Origin of the sequence: Cryobacterium sp. N19, assembly GCF_002929595.1 — a bacterium.
GTDB classification, from domain to species: Bacteria; Actinomycetota; Actinomycetes; order Actinomycetales; family Microbacteriaceae; genus Cryobacterium; species Cryobacterium flavum.
The window spans coordinates 419905-434287 of record NZ_PJJR01000054.1; the positions used below are offsets into that span (position 1 = coordinate 419905).

The window sequence follows — 14383 nt, forward strand, 5'->3', positions numbered from 1 at the left end:
CGACTCAACAGGTCAGTCAGGGGATCTTCCGAGCGATTACTCGCTTCCGCGACTGGGATGGTCAAACGCGGAGGGTGATGGCGACCGGACCGAGTCGTAACGCTGCGCAGGCTTCCCTCAAAGCAGAACTCGCGGCCCGCCTGAGAGCCGGCGGCAGCGGCGACTCACTCACCGCGAGCTCACCATTTCTGCTGCTCGCGGCCGCTTGGATGGAGGACGTGATGCTCGATGTCGACCGTGCCCAGGGTACGAAGGACACCTATCGACGCGAGTTGCGCGTGCTTGTCCTGCCCTACTTTGAGAACTTTGCGATTCGGGAGGTGACTGTTGGTCGCATCGAGCTCTTCCTGAGGCAGCAGCGAGTGCAGTCGTATACGCGAGCGAAGCATTCACGAACAATCCTCGGCATGATCCTGGCGTTCGCAACGCGGCGGGAGATCATTCCGCGAAATCCGATGAAGGAGACCTCGCGCATGAAGAGTCCTCCGCACACGCCGAAGGCGCTCACGAGCGACCAGATTGCCGCTATCCGCCTGGCAGCCCGCGAATGGCGCACAGAGGACGGCAGGATGGGGCCGCGGTCCGACGGCCAGGTGCGCGACATCATCGAGGTGATGCTCGGCACCGCCACGCGCATCGGAGAAGTGCTCGCCATTCGGCAGTGCGACGTCGACCTGGATGCCGACCCCCCGCGGGTAAGCATCAGCGGCACGCTCGTCGTGCACAACAGGGCCGGCGTGCACCGTCAGGAGCATCCCAAGACCCACGAGTCGAACCGGGTCATCGGCATGCCGCCCTTCGCGGTCGAGGTTATCCGCCAGCGTTTGGCACTGCTCGATCCGGAGGATGCGGAGCACCTGATCTTTTACTCGAGGGTGGGCACTCCGCTCGCGCCATATAACGTCAGGCGCACGTTCCGCGAGATACTCCGCAATGCCGGGCTCGAGGGCCTGAACATCACACCGCACTCCTTCCGCCGAACGGGCGCGACGTTGCTCGCCAACGAGCTCGGTATGCAGGCGGCGGCCGACATGCTCGGGCATACGTCGACGTCGACGACGAAGGCGCACTATGCGGAGCCTGACCGCACGGTGAAGTCGGGGCCGGCGGAGGTGATGCAGCGGTTGGCGCCACCCATTTGAGATCCGCTACTTTGTCTGTATTTCCAGGTGGGGTCGCTGCTCCCGCCTCCACTAGCACCTAGGCGACCTGAAATATCTCCTTTTTCTACTAAGAGGTTTGGATGTAGGCGATGTCAAGTATGGCTGGCAGGCGCTGATAACAGCAGCTATCAGCTGCTGTACAGCTTGACTGCCACGTGGTTGACGACGATTCGTTGATTCTCCTTATCGAGATCGAAGTGGATTCGCCCCACTTCGTTTGGCTTGACGCCGTCTCGAACTTTCACGTGCATAACTTGGCTGTATTCGCGGCCCTCAAAATCAAAGGTCCGTAGCTTTGGAGATCGAGAAATGGTCTGATCGGAAGATGCCACCTTGAGTTCACGTTGGGCAAACCAGTCATCGAGGTGGCCAATTGGTCCACTATCTGGTCCATACAGATCTACCGCCCCACGAGCCAGCATCTTAAGTTTTAGGGTCATGTCCGCGGCGTCAGGATAGGAGATGCTTTTCCACGATCGCTGCGCTGAGTCGGTAAACACGATCCGATCCTGTGCCGCGTCTTCCAGGGCCCGAAAAGTTGCCTGGGGATCGCTGCGGGCCACGAGTATGGGGACTAGGTCCCAAACGTCCACGACATCCTCCGTCACAGACCTCGTTACAGCCGCCTCATATTGCTCGCGCCAATAGTCGGCGTTTCTGATTGCATCCTCTGCATTCTCAGCAAGTGATTCTGCTTCAACTCGCTTCTCCTCAGATTCTTCCGCGATGGACTGCCAGAGATTCAAGTCATCTTTTAGCCCCGACACTTGTGACCGTAAAGCTTCTACCTCGCCACTATGATCGTCTGATTCGATGGCACGGAGAACCCGTTCCTCAGCGGCTGAGCGCGCCATCTGCTGTGTTGCTGTGCGGGCGGAACGCCACCCCTCGTCGATTCCCCGAGCAAGAGCCGATATGGCGGCCAGTCGGCTCATGAGGCGAGCGCGAACGTTGTCAATTCCCCTAAGGGCGATCTCCTCGCCCGTGAAGGAAACTCCCCGTGCATTCAGGTCGGACCAAACCAGCAGTGCTCCACCGAAAGGGACATTTACAATTGGAAGGCTGGCGAAGATCTGGCGGCTTGTCGAATGGTTGAGAGTAATTACGCGAGCTAAACCTATCAACCTCGTAGAGAGCAGCCGGGCGAGGGCCCACGACTCCGGACTTCTCAGGTGAACGAGCACGATAGGCAATCTCTGCGATTTGCCCATGCTGTGCACTAATAGTTCGGCATCGCTGGCTGTTCGAATAGGCAGGTAGCTGTCATCGATTCTTTGGGCACCGATGGACACGTTCAGCCGGTCATCCCTGACGACCATGCCCAGCACTCCCGGTTGGAAGATTGGCGTATCCCGTACTGGACTCAGATATCCAGCGGTTTGTTCCCGACTCAGCCCGACTCTGAACCATGTCTTCTGCATCACGGTTGCCACAGTGACTCTTGTGGTCAGTTCGACGTCAGCGTCAACGAGTTGTGTCACTGACACACGCAAAGCTCGAGCCCCACCGGCTTCGACTACCTCCCAAGACGCACTCCGCGTGGTGGAATGACGCTCACCGACGGAGCGCGGAGGGAGGAGCGCAGAGCCTGATCTGGCTAGATCGTCAGCCGTGACCTCACCTGAAGAACCGTTGCTCAGCCACCGGGCAATGTGCTCACTCAACGCCTGGTGTCTTTCGTTTGGCTCTAGGGGCCCACCGATCTCAAAGTCGACAGCATATAAAACCTGCATTTGTCCCCCAAATGTTGACACATCGGCGCGATTCCGGTGTAGACCTGTGGCTTAGTCTGTCGCAAAACTTTGAGTCGTGTGAAGGCATAGGCCGTGCTGGTCCGCCGAGCTCGCGACCGTGTCCCTTCGAACGCAGGAGGCTAACTGAATAATGCCGAGTTTTTAGCTAGAAAATCACACGGGCGGCGTGCCTGTATCTTCGCTTGGCACGCCTGAGCCCGTATGATTGCGATCACTTCAGGTACGGCCAGTGCAGAGAAAGGGGTGCCATGCGGCTCACGAAAGATGTACGTGTGCAACTGCTTGAACAAAACGAGGGCTTCTCGACGAGGACGAGCTATACCGCGAAGAACTCCAGCGAGGACCGTACGTACACAATCACGGGTGGTGAGCTTCACGTGCATGCTACGGGTAATACTTCCTGGGCCGACAGCCGCTACACGAACGATTTTATTGCCGATGACGAGCAGACACATCGGTACCTATTTGACAATCTCCAACAATTGAATCGGGACGACGTTATCTAGAGGATGGCCCGTCGAGAGGAGGGCGGTCTTCCAGACAGGTGGAGGCGAACCATGCGCGCGCACTGTCAGGGACGATTGAGGAGCCAGCGTCGACGCTGAAAATTGAGCCACGTGTTGTGGGTTCATTGTGCCCCTCCGGGCGCTGACGGAAGGAAGCCAGTTGGGCGCGGCGAAGTCGTAGCAACGCAAAAACGGGCGGTATGTACGAGTCGTTCTTCGGTGATGCTGGATCTGACATGTCCAAACGGCTTTGCAGCCTACGTGATCTCTGCGGTGGACCGCTTTCGCCAACCGCGGCGGTCGAGCAGATGTACCGTTGCGATCCCTTGTCTGACCCGCCGTGGTTCAAGTAGTGTCTCCGTCATGAAACCGTCGTGGTGGGATGATCTGTCGCCTGGATCGCGACAGGAAATTCTGCGCTTTCCAAGCCTTGGAGTTGTGGCAAGCATCGCAATTGAGCTTCGTGGCCTGGGGGTGATTGTGCCTAGGGATTCGCACTGGGTCAATGACGGCCCGCACCGGTACACTCCCAATTTTGACGACGAAACGTTGGGGTGGATTCGTGAAGAATCGAAGCGGCATGGCCTCAGCGACTGACGTATCTCAGCGAAATCAGCGTCGTTCCTTCACCTGGACGACCACGCGGCATGCAGACCCAGTGGACGTGTTTCTAACTGGGACGCCGAGCTTACGAGACTAGATCGGCGTCGGACGCACCGAGGCGATTGGCTATGATCCTCGAGCTGTCTGCGCGGAGCCGAGCAAACATCACGAGCTGAACGAGGTGTCGCTTGTCGGTGCTGGCCACCCGGAAGTTTGACAGAGATGCTTTCAACTCGTCTGCAACGGAATCGTACTCTCGCGTCCTAGCGACCATGACATCGGCTCTTGTGATTCCACCGAGGTACCGCGTGGTCTCGAGATCGGTGATCCGTCGCGCCCAATCAGTAGACAGGGGAAATCTACCGTCCGCCAGTTCCGAGTTGCAGGTTCCGTGGACAACGCGTACGTTTCCCCAGACGTCGGGACCGCCGTATGTTGTCGCCTCAATATGATCGATCTGAATTCGTGCGGGATGCCCCGTGGGCAACGTTGCGTCGATGGCGCGGTCGCAGAGCTCGCATACGCCACCGAACTCGGCATGCAAATACAGCGCGGCCAGGCGCCGCAGTGGGACGGATTTTGGGAGTCGTGTTGAACCGTCCCGGGTTTCATGCCGCCGTTTTGATGCTCCTATTGATGTCAAGTGGTAATTGTGGCCGATTGTTGGTCTAGCNACCCTATGGCTGATCGACGGTGCCGCTCGCTACCTCGGAGAGCTGCTCATTCAGACGGTCGGGGGCCGATGGGCATCGGGCAGCGAGCGAGTCAAGGGCTACATGTACCAGAACCAGCCCGTCCTCACCGGGATCAGACCCGAGCCGGTAAGTCCGATGCAAACATGCTCGGTGCTTGCTGCGAGATCATTGCGGCAGCGCGTGGTGCCGGGACCGCAGACCTTAGCCGGCGTCTACGACGCCTGGCGTGCGTAGCGCGTGACCGCAGACCCGGCGAGGCTCCGGCCGCCCCAAGCCGGTCGGGCATCCCGCAGGCGTGTCACATCTGGTTTCCGTCAAAGTGGACGAGATGACATCGATAGCGCTCTCGTCCGTAACAATTCGCGTTACTTGGGCTGCTAAGCAGGGCGGGCAGCGCCATCCATGGGCGTTGGTCCTCCAGATGCCGAGAGTCTTCAGTTGCTATTCGAAAGTTTCGCGGACTACGAGCCCTATTAGTCGTTTCGCAGAGTTGCCGAGTGCAGATAGAAGCCGGTGGGCCGGGCCGTGTAAACCTTCTCGTTCATCACGCTCAAGCTTCTTGATCGCGACCATCGGCCAGAAGAAGCCAATCCTATTTCTAGCGATATGCTGTGCGCTATATCGCTCTGACAAATCGATGGCGTCTCAGCCTATTTCTATGCCTTTGTCAAGCCGATCTCACACTGATAGATAAAACGAGGTGGACGGTCCCAAATGTCAATTTCAACCGAGCTGATCTACTGCCTTCGGGGAACTCTCGCATGCCAGACTCACCGCGTTGCCCATCACGCATGGGAACGATACATAAACTCTGAACTTGCAGCCCTGACCAGGGTCGGAGATGCCGAGCTCAATGAGGCGATAATAACGGGGATTTGGGGGGAAAAGCGCGCGTCCTCAGCCAAAGCTGCATGTCAGTGTGGATGGGACGAGTGGTCTGTTTCCGATCGCGGGAATAACGCAGACTGGTTGGCGTATTGCTCCTGCCGGGCTGATCAAATCCTGACTGCCGAGCACAAACCTCGCGGCGCCGTTGCGCATTGGAACAAGACTACTTTGGCCGCCTATTCGTCGGACGCGATTACGTCGAGGGAAAGTATGGACTGGCTCCGTGCAGTTGATGCCGAATGGGAACAAGAGCATAATCGTGATAGCTGCCAGGCAAATCACCCGCGCTTTTATCGTGATACTTATGAAAAGTGCCATCTTGCCGGGCCGCAGATCCTGACCTACAGCCAGATTCCTAATAGTGAGGAAATTCGAGAGGTTACTGTCATTCACGACGGTAGTAGCAACGTAAATGCAATTTGGGAGACGAACGACGAGGCGCGTCCACAGGCGGGACGAACATCAACGCAATTTCCGATCTTTTTGGACACCAAGTATTTCCCCGTGCGAACTACTGCAGAAGTACTAAATGGCATCGCTGCAGTTCTTCCACGGCGGACTCCGACGCGCCTGACGGACGACCAACAAGCGTCTTTGCGTGCAATTTTTGAGGCGATGTGGGTTCGCGCTGGCACTCCCGAAATTTCCTTGGCTGCGGAATCGTGGATCCGAGAAGATGTGCGACTTTGTGTCGGCATTCCGCGACACGACCTGCGTGATGAGGATCAGCCGTCTGAGCATGACTTTAGGAGCTGGAGTGATTACTCCGGATCAGCGCCGCATGAGCTATAGGCAACTTTTCGACCAGGAAGCGGGATTCCGCGGCAAGGATTCGACTGGGGCCTAGCGGATCATTGGTCCTCTTGCGGAGCGCGGGATTCGAGCCAGCCGTTCTGCAGCTAGGAGGTCGCGGTACCTGTGAGTGATAGTACGTCTGGAATTGATGGGGCAGTACGACTTCTCACTGGACGTTGGCAAGGCCGGCAGCCGCGGCAGCACGCGCTGCGGCATCCGCTGCCAGGCCAAGGTGCTTAAAGACGTCACCTGCAGAGAGCCAGCGTGCGTCTTGCGGCACGCCGATAGTGTTGGCGAGCTCGGGTAAGTCGCTGATGCGCCCGCTGTCGACAAGAGCCGTAAGGCCTTCGGAGATCGTCGTAGAGTGCAGGACCAGGTCTTGCCAGTCGGCCCAAGAGCTGAGGCTCGGCTGTGGCGGCTTGTCGAAGGAGATTCCGTTCATCGCTGGGGATCCATCCGAGGGTCCGCCAGGCAGCATCTGCTTGGGACGTTCATTCTGTCTCCTCGCCGGGGCGGGTCAGATACAGCGCTTCCACGTTGCGCGTTCGGCGAGCTCGCGGGCGAGTCTCGCCGGCGAGGGCGTCAGACCAGGCCAGCGTCGCGAGATCGAGCAGGCCGACGTTGCCGGCCTGGTTGTCGCAGCCGAGGGAGTAAATGCGTCGACCGTCCGGCAGGGTGAGTTGGTCGGCCGTGTGCATGTGGCCGTGCACGAGCACTTGTGGCTTCACGGCTTCCCAGACCAGGGTAACACGGGCGCGACTGAGCGCCGAATAGGTGAGTGCTTCGGCGCTCCATCGCATCGGATTGGTCCGCAGGGCGCGCTCGGTCGCGGCCGTTCCACCGTTGACCGTCTCATGCGTAATGAGCACATCGACCGGGCCGCCGGCGATCGCGGCCGCCACGTCATCGTCCGTGGGGATTTCGGTCAGCCACCATTCCTTGCCGGGTTCGCGCAGCTCATAATCAACGGATGCTGCGCCTCCGAAAGACATATACGTCGCGCCCCCGAGACTGAACCGCAGCGCGCGTGGCAGTACCCACACGACGTCGCTGATCTGCACCGGTTGCCCGGGGGCACCGGCAAACCAGCCGTCGAGGCGATCCCAGTCTTCGTGGTTGCCGGGCGTTACGAGTAGTCGCTCGATGCCGGCGTTCTTGCACCAGAAGTCGACGCTGGCGGGGAATCCCTTGCCTGAGCGTTCCGGCCAGATGCCAAAATCACCCACGTGCAGAATGGTGCGCACGTCTGGGGCTGTTCGGGCGATGGCCGGAATGATCGTTTGCACCCAGGAGATGTTGCCGTGCCAGTCTCCGGCCACGGCTACGCGGGTTTCGCCCTGCAGCGTGAGATCCATAGTGTCTGTGCCCCTCAAATTATGTTCGTTCCCGGAGTCAACCCTTGGCCGTCAACCCTTGGCCACCGACACTCGGCGCTTCGGTTGCCAGATACGTTTTCAGGCTTTACGGTTGGGCTTCCCGCCGTCACCGATGTAGTAGTCACCATGGAACAGCTTGCGGATACTTTTGCGATGGCGCGCGAGGTGCTTAATGTGATCCTTCTTCGGGTCCACAACAAAAAGACCGGTCTTCGCGAATCCCCATGTCCAGCCGTTCTTGCGCAGGCTTTCTGCGTCAACGGCAATGTTGATCGCGGACCACGTGGCAGCGATCAGGATCAGCAGTACTTTCCAACCGACAGACTCGCTGATCGGCGGGATGAGACCAATTGCAAGTGCGATTACCACCCAAGGGATAACCCAACCGATCAGGTCGGAAAGCACACCGCGCGCGATGCGAGGCCACGTAGCGACGGTCGAAGTCTTCTTTGCGGGCGTCGGGGGAGTGACGGTTGTTTCAGGATTCACATTCTTACTTTCAGTAGGGTCGTGCGGAGACGGTCGACGTCGAGAATGGCGGAGTTGCCCGGGCGCAATTCGTGTTCGAGGCTCAGAATGTGGTGCTGCCACGTACCGGTTGTGCGGTTGGCGGCACGGGAGACCTCGTCGTAGACGTGATAATGCCCGTGAGCGTAGAGTTTGGGCTGCACGGCGGCAAACGCTCGTGTCATCTGCGCCCGACCTTGGGCGGCGTAGGCCCGGGCGGCAGGGCTGATGCCGATCGGGTTGACGCTGACAATCTTCTGCACAGCCAGGGTCGCGTTGTTGGGGGCGTCGTGCGCGAGCATGACATCGGCATGGCCGCCGGCGATTACCCGGTCAACGTCGGTATCACTCACCGCCTCGGCCGGCCACCAGTCTTCGCCAGCGGTTCTGTATTCGAAATCGATGGATGGTGCCCCGCCCAGGGAGACGAAGGAGCGCTTGCGGACAGTCCAGCGCCAGCCTGGCGGCAGGGCGAAAATGTGGGTCGTGATCTGCCTTGGGCCGGGGCCTTGCTCAAACAAGTCCTTGAGAATGTCCCAGTCTTCGTGGTTTCCCGGCGTCACGTAAATCGTGACGTTGTTCTCGGCGCAGGCAACTTCTAAGCGCTGAACGTACGAGAATTCGGTGTGCCCTGGCCAGAACCCGAAATCACCGAGGTGAAACAACGTGCGCACCCCTGCTGCGTTGAGCGCCTTGACCACGGCGATGCCCCAGCGGGTCGCGCCGTGCCAGTCTCCCGCCAGCCCGACCAGTCGTTCGTCGTCGGGTATTTGTGTCTGTCCCATGTTCTCTGAGCCCCCTCAAAACAATGCACTACGTCGGCCGTATCAAGTCGTTGGCGCCCCAGTCGCCGTAGTCGGACACTACCGACAGCCACCGACAGCCACCGACACGGCCGATCGAATAATTCCTGCACCTTCGAGTGCGGCGGCAAGTAATTGCCTATTTGAATGTAGCGTGATTTGATGGTATCTGCTCACGCATTAGTCGGTGACGCGTACGCGAAAGAGGTTGGCATAGTGGCATCGGTCGATTCCGTTGTAAGGCGCAATAAGGAAAGCTTGCTGGCGCAGACACAGTTGCTCCTGACCCCCGCACTCCTGCACGACGTTTCAGAGCTCGCAGCAATGCGCGGTGCCGACAAGAATGACTTCGCTGAACTTTTGGTGACCGCCGGCGTGCTCACCGAAGTTGAACGGCGAGGCAGTGGCTCATTGGTGGTCGAAAACACCCTCGATGCGCGAATCGTGGCGGAGGGGGAGCGAGCCCGACTCGTTCTCGGGGCTCTGGCGCGGGAGGAGTATGCCGCCGTAGCCCGCACGGACCGACGCGGAGAACGCACGTATGCCGAGAACTTGGGCGACACGGTGCGACGGCTCGAGATCGACAATGCAAATGTGCTTGCGCTACGCATGGCACACCGGCAGGATGACGCGTCAGATCTGACGCCCGAGCCTGGAGGTTATGCTCGCCACGGATTGGGCATGAGTCTCGCGATGACGGCCGAGGAGGTCTGGGAGCGTAGCCGTGGCTACTGGCGCATCCGTCCAGACGCCGACTACATATTGCCCACCCGGCTGGGCTACGCCCCGTACCTGTTCAAAGTGACGGACTGGCGCACGGCATCGGATGCGACAAATCCCTCAGACCGCACCGCCCGCTACTGGGCCCAAAACGGATGGCGCGTCGACGTCGCCAGCGCAAGTTTGATCCCGGTCGGGGGGAGCGCCGAGCGAACAATTTCGGACGTCGACCTGGCGATCGCTGAGAAGCTGACATCCGATGTCGTGCGGTACCCGCTGGGAATACGAAACCCGGCGGTGTGGATCGGCCGACGCGCAGCGTCCGCTATTCGTGACCGCGCAATTGCTTTGCCCTGAGGTCGCCTAAAAGATTGGATAAATGAATACGACCTCGTCGTTCGCTTCGATCTGGGCTGGATCAATACCGAGAGCTCTGGCCGCGACAGCGGAATCCACGATCATTGGCGTCATGCCTTTGAGCCACTTCAGCGGTGAATCTTGAGAGAGTTCGCGCAACTTCAGGTACTCGTCGAAGTGGAGGGCGCGAACCCACGACGCGGAGCCGGTTTGACAGTGGATGAATCGTGCCTCGATGTTCATCATCGCGTGGCCGATGGAGTTCACCGACATCGGTGGCAGGTTTTCACCCTTCAACGTGGAAGCGATGAGTTGCAGGTGACCCTGATCGACGTCGCCGAGGTTGAAGACATAGTCCGGAGTATCGACTTCCTCAATGAACTGTCGGTACACCGTCTCGACGCAGTCGTCAACGAGTTCGTCGAGGACCTCGCGACGAAAGGGAAGAACCTGAAACGTCACGATCATTCGATCGAATCCGTCGGGTCGCTCCCAAGGGAGAAACTCCCATTCAAGCTCCGCTGCAGTGTAATCAACCTGCCCGTCGAGGGGATACAGCGTCAAAGGCGCAGGATCGCCGGCCTGCGAGATGTCAGCTGCGTCGATCGTCATGAATTTCCCCCGATTTATTGAATCGACACGGCCGCGACGGCCTAATCTTTCTTGTCGTGCATCAGCCGAGCCGTGTCTGAATCGAGTATGGCAGGAGTCAGACGTCGGGATTGCAGGATGTCCGTGCGGCCGATCACGAGGGGCTATCTGAAGGGGGGTAGAGCTGCGATCCAACGGAGACGGGGCGAAGAACTTTGATTTCGCATGTACTAAGTAATTAGATACAGTTGCTTCAATAGCAAGTTGACGATGTCGCGGACAGCGGGGGCAAAATGATGGAAACCAAGGACCAGACGTCAGCGATTCGGCCGCGACTCTACCTCGATGTCGATGGATGTCTTTGTCCCTTTCGAAATCCTGACCCGGCTTGGGGTGCCGTGAAGCGCACAGAGGTGACACTCAACTATGGCGGCGGGATGGCCGCGAAGTACAAGCTCATCTGGGCGCCGCCGCTTATCGTGGCATTGGAGGCGCTGCGAGAAGAATTCGGCCTCGAGCTGGTTTGGCTGACGACGTGGAACGAACTCGACGCTGCACGCGACAAGCTCGTTCCCCGTTTCCAAGGGCTTGCCGGTGGGCGCGTGCTGGAGTTCACGCCGGGGCCGCTGAAACCGGGGGAGGCTCGCGGGTACTGGAAGGCGCAGCGCCTTCTTGAGGACCAGGCGTCGGATCCGGGACCGTTCATCTGGATCGATGACGCTGAAGTTGAGCTTCATGGTTGGAAGGTTCTCGCGGCAACCGTTGGAACCCCGAGCCTTTTGATCCCGCCGAATTCGATGGTGGGACTGCGCGTTGACGAAGTTGAACGCATGCGGGTATGGCTGCAAACCACGCGATTGGAGGGCTAACTCATTTCGATATCTACGATCCACTCCACCCCTCGAAGCATTGGCCTAGTTGGTGATGTGCACGGGTCGCTCGGCACCATCGTTCGTGCGGTGCGCCGGCTCGCCCATCAGAACATCGACACGATTCACTTCCTCGGTGATTTCGGCATGCCCTGGGACGACCGAGACGCACAACGGTGGATGCTCGACTACGTCAGCGACAAACTAACCGAGCACGGCAGCCAGGCGCTCGTCACCGGCGGCAATCACGAGAACTACGACGAGTGGGCCAAGATTCCAGCGGATGCCGCTGATATCAGGCACGTGCGGGAGAACATTGCGTTTCTCCCGCGCGGTTGGCGCGCCGTGTCGCTAGGCGGAACCGTCGTCGCCTCGTTCGGTGGCGCTAATTTCGTGGACATGCCAGGACGCGTTCGTGGAAACCTGGGATGGTGGCCGGCGGAACAAATCACCGAAGAGGACCTTGCCGCCCTCGGGACGGCCAATGTCGACATCCTTCTTGGGCACGATGCCCCAATGCCAGTGGAACTACAGGACCGCCTGGCAAAGCAAAGTCACTTCTGGGACCCAGCAGGGCTTGCCTATGCCGAACGCGGACAGAGTATGTTCCAACGCGCTGTCGAACAGGTGCGCCCGACGCTTACAGTCTCCGGGCACTATCACCTGCATCTAGACGTTCTGGCACGATTTGAGGGATCCGACCGGATCCCGTTCGATACGCGAGTCATCGTGCTCAATGCTGACGGGCATCCGCCGACACTTGCCGTGCTCAACGTGGACGAACAAGTCATCACCTACCCGGTGTTCTGATGAGTCAGAGTGTCGGTGGCCGCGAGGATACTTTGCTTGATCTCGAAGTTCGAGAAGGGAATCGGATGCCAACGCTGGAATCGCTTATGGACACCGCGACAGGAATCTATCTCGTGTCCACTCGGTCGGGGTCGCGCTACATGATCGACCTGAACGAGATGAAGATGTCCCGAGTGCCAGCCGAGACGGACCCAAATGATGACCTAGCGATGCGGCGTGATGGCGAGACCGTCGATCTCTTGTCAGTCGACGAGTGCACTGTCGGGCGTCCCATGCGCCTCGTCCTTGACCTACACGTAGAGGGAGTGGTGGTGACCTCGCGGCAGACGACCACCGTGGATTCAATTTCTGAGGTCAATCCAGCTGATGTCGATCTCACTGCAGAGGAACTAGAGAGTCCATGACCGCCATTTCGAAACTGTCCACGCGACCACTCCTCTGGCTCGATATTGACGGCGTTGTTCGGGCCTGGAGAGATACCCAGTGCTCATACCGCGGCTACAAGGAAGTCACGGTGTCGGACGACGTGATCACTCAAAATATCCTTTACCGTCCGGCGGTCGTTCGTGCGATCGCTCAGGTGGTCAAACGCGGTGTCGAGGTGCGCTGGCTCACTATGTGGGGATCGGCGTCCAGATCCCTATTCGGCCCTGCACTCGGGTTCCCTGATCTAGTCAACGCCGTGGACAGTCCACCCCGAGGGGGAGGTGAGCCCGGGCCTAGCGTTGCGTCTCTGTGCTGGTGGAAGAAGGAATTCGTGCGCGAAGCCCTCAAAGCAGAACCCAACCGACCGATGATGTGGATTGACGACTCCATTTCCGTCGATATGTTGCATTTCTGGAGTGGCCCACCAAACTTGTCGTACATCATTCCTGACGAATCACTGGGCCTCGACCGATGGGACGTCATAGCAGTGAGTCGTTGGAGCCGGAACCCCAGCCGCCAAGTTCGACCTGACTCGGTGCGGGGTCGAGTTCCGGGAGAATTGCGAGTGCGGTCCTATCCGACCCGACCGGCGCGCGACGGAGACGCCAGTTGAGGCAACATCTCAGGCCAGAAATCAACCACGCTTTGAGTCGCAGCCGCGCTCGAACCAGCCCAGCGGTGCTCGGCCAGGTTTTTCTCGATCGCGGCGTAGGTGCTCTCGCCGTCGCTCTTGATGTCGATCAGCAGCTGGAAGCTGCCGTCCCATCCGGGGTAGACGCTGCGACCGTGCCCGCGCAAAAGTGCGGACAGCGGATCAAGATAGAGGCTTTCCAGGGTGACCCCCTGTTGCACATTCTCGAGATCGTGGGCGACGAGAAGTTCACCGTCCACAAGCCAGACATCGGCTTCCACACTGGTGAATCCGTGTTCGAGGGCATCGAACAGAGGGCGGTCATGCTCGTAGTCATTGTGAGCATGGGCGGCATCCTGCGGGGCGCCAAGGACGACGTGCGCCGGGGCCTCCGCCACGGGTGCGGAGGCACCGGCGACAGTCGTAACGGCGACAAGGGCGATGAGAGCCAAAGCGGCAACTCTGGAAAAGATGGGGATCTCTTTCGGGCAAAGGAAGCTGCGCGGTGGCGCATAGCCCTCAGTTTTATCCGCACCGTGTGTCCGCCCGGCAATCAAACGATGAACCGCGCACCGAGCGGCCAGCGGGACAGGCAGTCGCCTACAACGCCTTCTCCGAGAGGATCTCGACCGCGGCAGAGCTCCACGGATTGGGGTTGCCGCCCCCGGCGGGGGCGCAAATCGACGGCACGCATCGCCGCAGGGAATCGAGACGAGGCGGCGCGATAGGAGCCGCTGCGGAATTCGACCCACGGATACGGCAGGAGAGCTTGAATGCTCGGCACAAATCATGTCTGGGCAGCGGCGAGGGAACGGCGCACGGCCCGACAATGCTGATTGTTAGGGCTCGAGACTCTGTTCGACCGCCGACGAGGCCTGGCTAAGTGACT

At 59.5% G+C, this 14383-nt stretch carries 14 protein-coding genes; 6 read left to right on the plus strand and 8 right to left on the minus strand.

The window, feature by feature from the left end; all coding sequences use genetic code 11:
- Nucleotides 1–221 precede the first annotated feature (221 nt).
- Nucleotides 222–1142, plus strand: coding sequence for a site-specific integrase (locus CXY78_RS20020; RefSeq protein ID WP_158253363.1), 921 nt, complete (start codon nucleotides 222–224; stop codon nucleotides 1140–1142).
- 149 nt (nucleotides 1143–1291) lie between these two features.
- Here the strand turns inward: CXY78_RS20020 and CXY78_RS20025 are convergent, their stop codons facing one another.
- Nucleotides 1292–2644, minus strand: coding sequence for a hypothetical protein (locus CXY78_RS20025; RefSeq protein ID WP_104090884.1), 1353 nt, complete (start codon nucleotides 2642–2644; stop codon nucleotides 1292–1294).
- Between the two features lie 1467 nt (nucleotides 2645–4111).
- A complete protein-coding gene (locus CXY78_RS22230) occupies nucleotides 4112–4669 on the minus strand; it encodes an HNH endonuclease signature motif containing protein (RefSeq protein ID WP_158253364.1) in 558 nt (185 codons plus the stop codon).
- 766 nt (nucleotides 4670–5435) lie between these two features.
- Here CXY78_RS22230 and CXY78_RS21800 point away from each other — a divergent pair.
- Nucleotides 5436–6401, plus strand: a complete 966-nt coding sequence (locus CXY78_RS21800; RefSeq protein WP_233206254.1) for a hypothetical protein — start codon at nucleotides 5436–5438, stop codon at nucleotides 6399–6401.
- A 169-nt stretch (nucleotides 6402–6570) separates the two neighbouring features.
- On the opposite strand, the gene CXY78_RS20040 is transcribed toward CXY78_RS21800, so the two are convergent.
- The 4 genes from CXY78_RS20040 to CXY78_RS20055 all read right to left on the minus strand — a co-directional run bounded on the left by CXY78_RS20040 (nucleotide 6571) and on the right by CXY78_RS20055 (nucleotide 9072).
- Nucleotides 6571–6846 carry a hypothetical protein gene (locus CXY78_RS20040; RefSeq protein ID WP_104090886.1) on the minus strand — a complete coding sequence of 92 codons (276 nt, stop codon included), beginning with the start codon at nucleotides 6844–6846 and terminating at the stop codon, nucleotides 6571–6573.
- Between the two features lie 49 nt (nucleotides 6847–6895).
- Complete coding sequence (locus CXY78_RS20045) at nucleotides 6896–7759, minus strand: metallophosphoesterase (RefSeq protein WP_104090888.1); 864 nt, start codon at nucleotides 7757–7759, stop codon at nucleotides 6896–6898.
- A gap of 99 nt (nucleotides 7760–7858) precedes the next feature.
- Nucleotides 7859–8269 (minus strand): hypothetical protein, encoded by a 411-nt coding sequence (locus CXY78_RS20050; protein WP_104090889.1) that lies wholly within the window; start codon nucleotides 8267–8269, stop codon nucleotides 7859–7861.
- Entirely contained in the window at nucleotides 8266–9072 is an 807-nt protein-coding gene (locus CXY78_RS20055) for a metallophosphoesterase (protein WP_104090890.1), read from the minus strand. Before CXY78_RS20055 ends, CXY78_RS20050 begins: the two co-directional genes overlap by 4 nt.
- Before the next feature lie 276 nt (nucleotides 9073–9348).
- Between CXY78_RS20055 and CXY78_RS20060 the strand changes: the two genes are divergently transcribed.
- Entirely contained in the window at nucleotides 9349–10167 is an 819-nt protein-coding gene (locus CXY78_RS20060; protein ID WP_104090892.1) for a hypothetical protein, read from the plus strand.
- Nucleotides 10168–10173: 6 nt separating this feature from the next.
- Here the strand turns inward: CXY78_RS20060 and CXY78_RS20065 are convergent, their stop codons facing one another.
- Nucleotides 10174–10779: a hypothetical protein gene (locus tag CXY78_RS20065; RefSeq protein WP_104090894.1), complete on the minus strand. Its 606-nt coding sequence runs from the start codon at nucleotides 10777–10779 to the stop codon at nucleotides 10174–10176.
- Nucleotides 10780–11054: 275 nt separating this feature from the next.
- Between CXY78_RS20065 and CXY78_RS20070 the strand changes: the two genes are divergently transcribed.
- From CXY78_RS20070 to CXY78_RS20080, 3 genes are read left to right on the plus strand one after another with little or no spacing between them, the layout of a single operon-like run.
- On the plus strand, nucleotides 11055–11627 hold the full coding sequence (locus tag CXY78_RS20070; RefSeq protein WP_158253365.1) for an HAD domain-containing protein: 573 nt from the start codon (nucleotides 11055–11057) through the stop codon (nucleotides 11625–11627).
- Nucleotides 11628–11666: 39 nt separating this feature from the next.
- Nucleotides 11667–12437, plus strand: coding sequence for a metallophosphoesterase (locus tag CXY78_RS20075; RefSeq protein ID WP_255410397.1), 771 nt, complete (start codon nucleotides 11667–11669; stop codon nucleotides 12435–12437).
- 32 nt (nucleotides 12438–12469) lie between these two features.
- Nucleotides 12470–12841 carry a hypothetical protein gene (locus CXY78_RS20080; protein WP_158253367.1) on the plus strand — a complete coding sequence of 124 codons (372 nt, stop codon included), beginning with the start codon at nucleotides 12470–12472 and terminating at the stop codon, nucleotides 12839–12841.
- Nucleotides 12842–13436: 595 nt separating this feature from the next.
- Here CXY78_RS20080 and CXY78_RS20085 read toward each other — a convergent pair.
- Nucleotides 13437–13946, minus strand: coding sequence for a hypothetical protein (locus tag CXY78_RS20085; RefSeq protein WP_233206255.1), 510 nt, complete (start codon nucleotides 13944–13946; stop codon nucleotides 13437–13439).
- Nucleotides 13947–14383 lie beyond the last annotated feature (437 nt).

Bases quoted from the DNA above. Each gene is read 5' to 3' on its own strand.
- CXY78_RS20045 (WP_104090888.1), bottom strand. From the start codon at position 7,759: ATGGATCTCACGCTGCAGGGCGAAACCCGCGTAGCCGTGGCCGGAGAC.
- CXY78_RS20055 (WP_104090890.1), bottom strand. From the start codon at position 9,072: ATGGGACAGACACAAATACCCGACGACGAACGACTGGTCGGGCTGGCG.
- CXY78_RS20020 (WP_158253363.1), top strand. From the start codon at position 222: ATGCTCGATGTCGACCGTGCCCAGGGTACGAAGGACACCTATCGACGC.
- CXY78_RS21800 (WP_233206254.1), top strand. From the start codon at position 5,436: ATGTCAATTTCAACCGAGCTGATCTACTGCCTTCGGGGAACTCTCGCA.
- CXY78_RS20070 (WP_158253365.1), top strand. From the start codon at position 11,055: ATGGAAACCAAGGACCAGACGTCAGCGATTCGGCCGCGACTCTACCTC.
- CXY78_RS20065 (WP_104090894.1), bottom strand. From the start codon at position 10,779: ATGACGATCGACGCAGCTGACATCTCGCAGGCCGGCGATCCTGCGCCT.
- CXY78_RS20040 (WP_104090886.1), bottom strand. From the start codon at position 6,846: ATGAACGGAATCTCCTTCGACAAGCCGCCACAGCCGAGCCTCAGCTCT.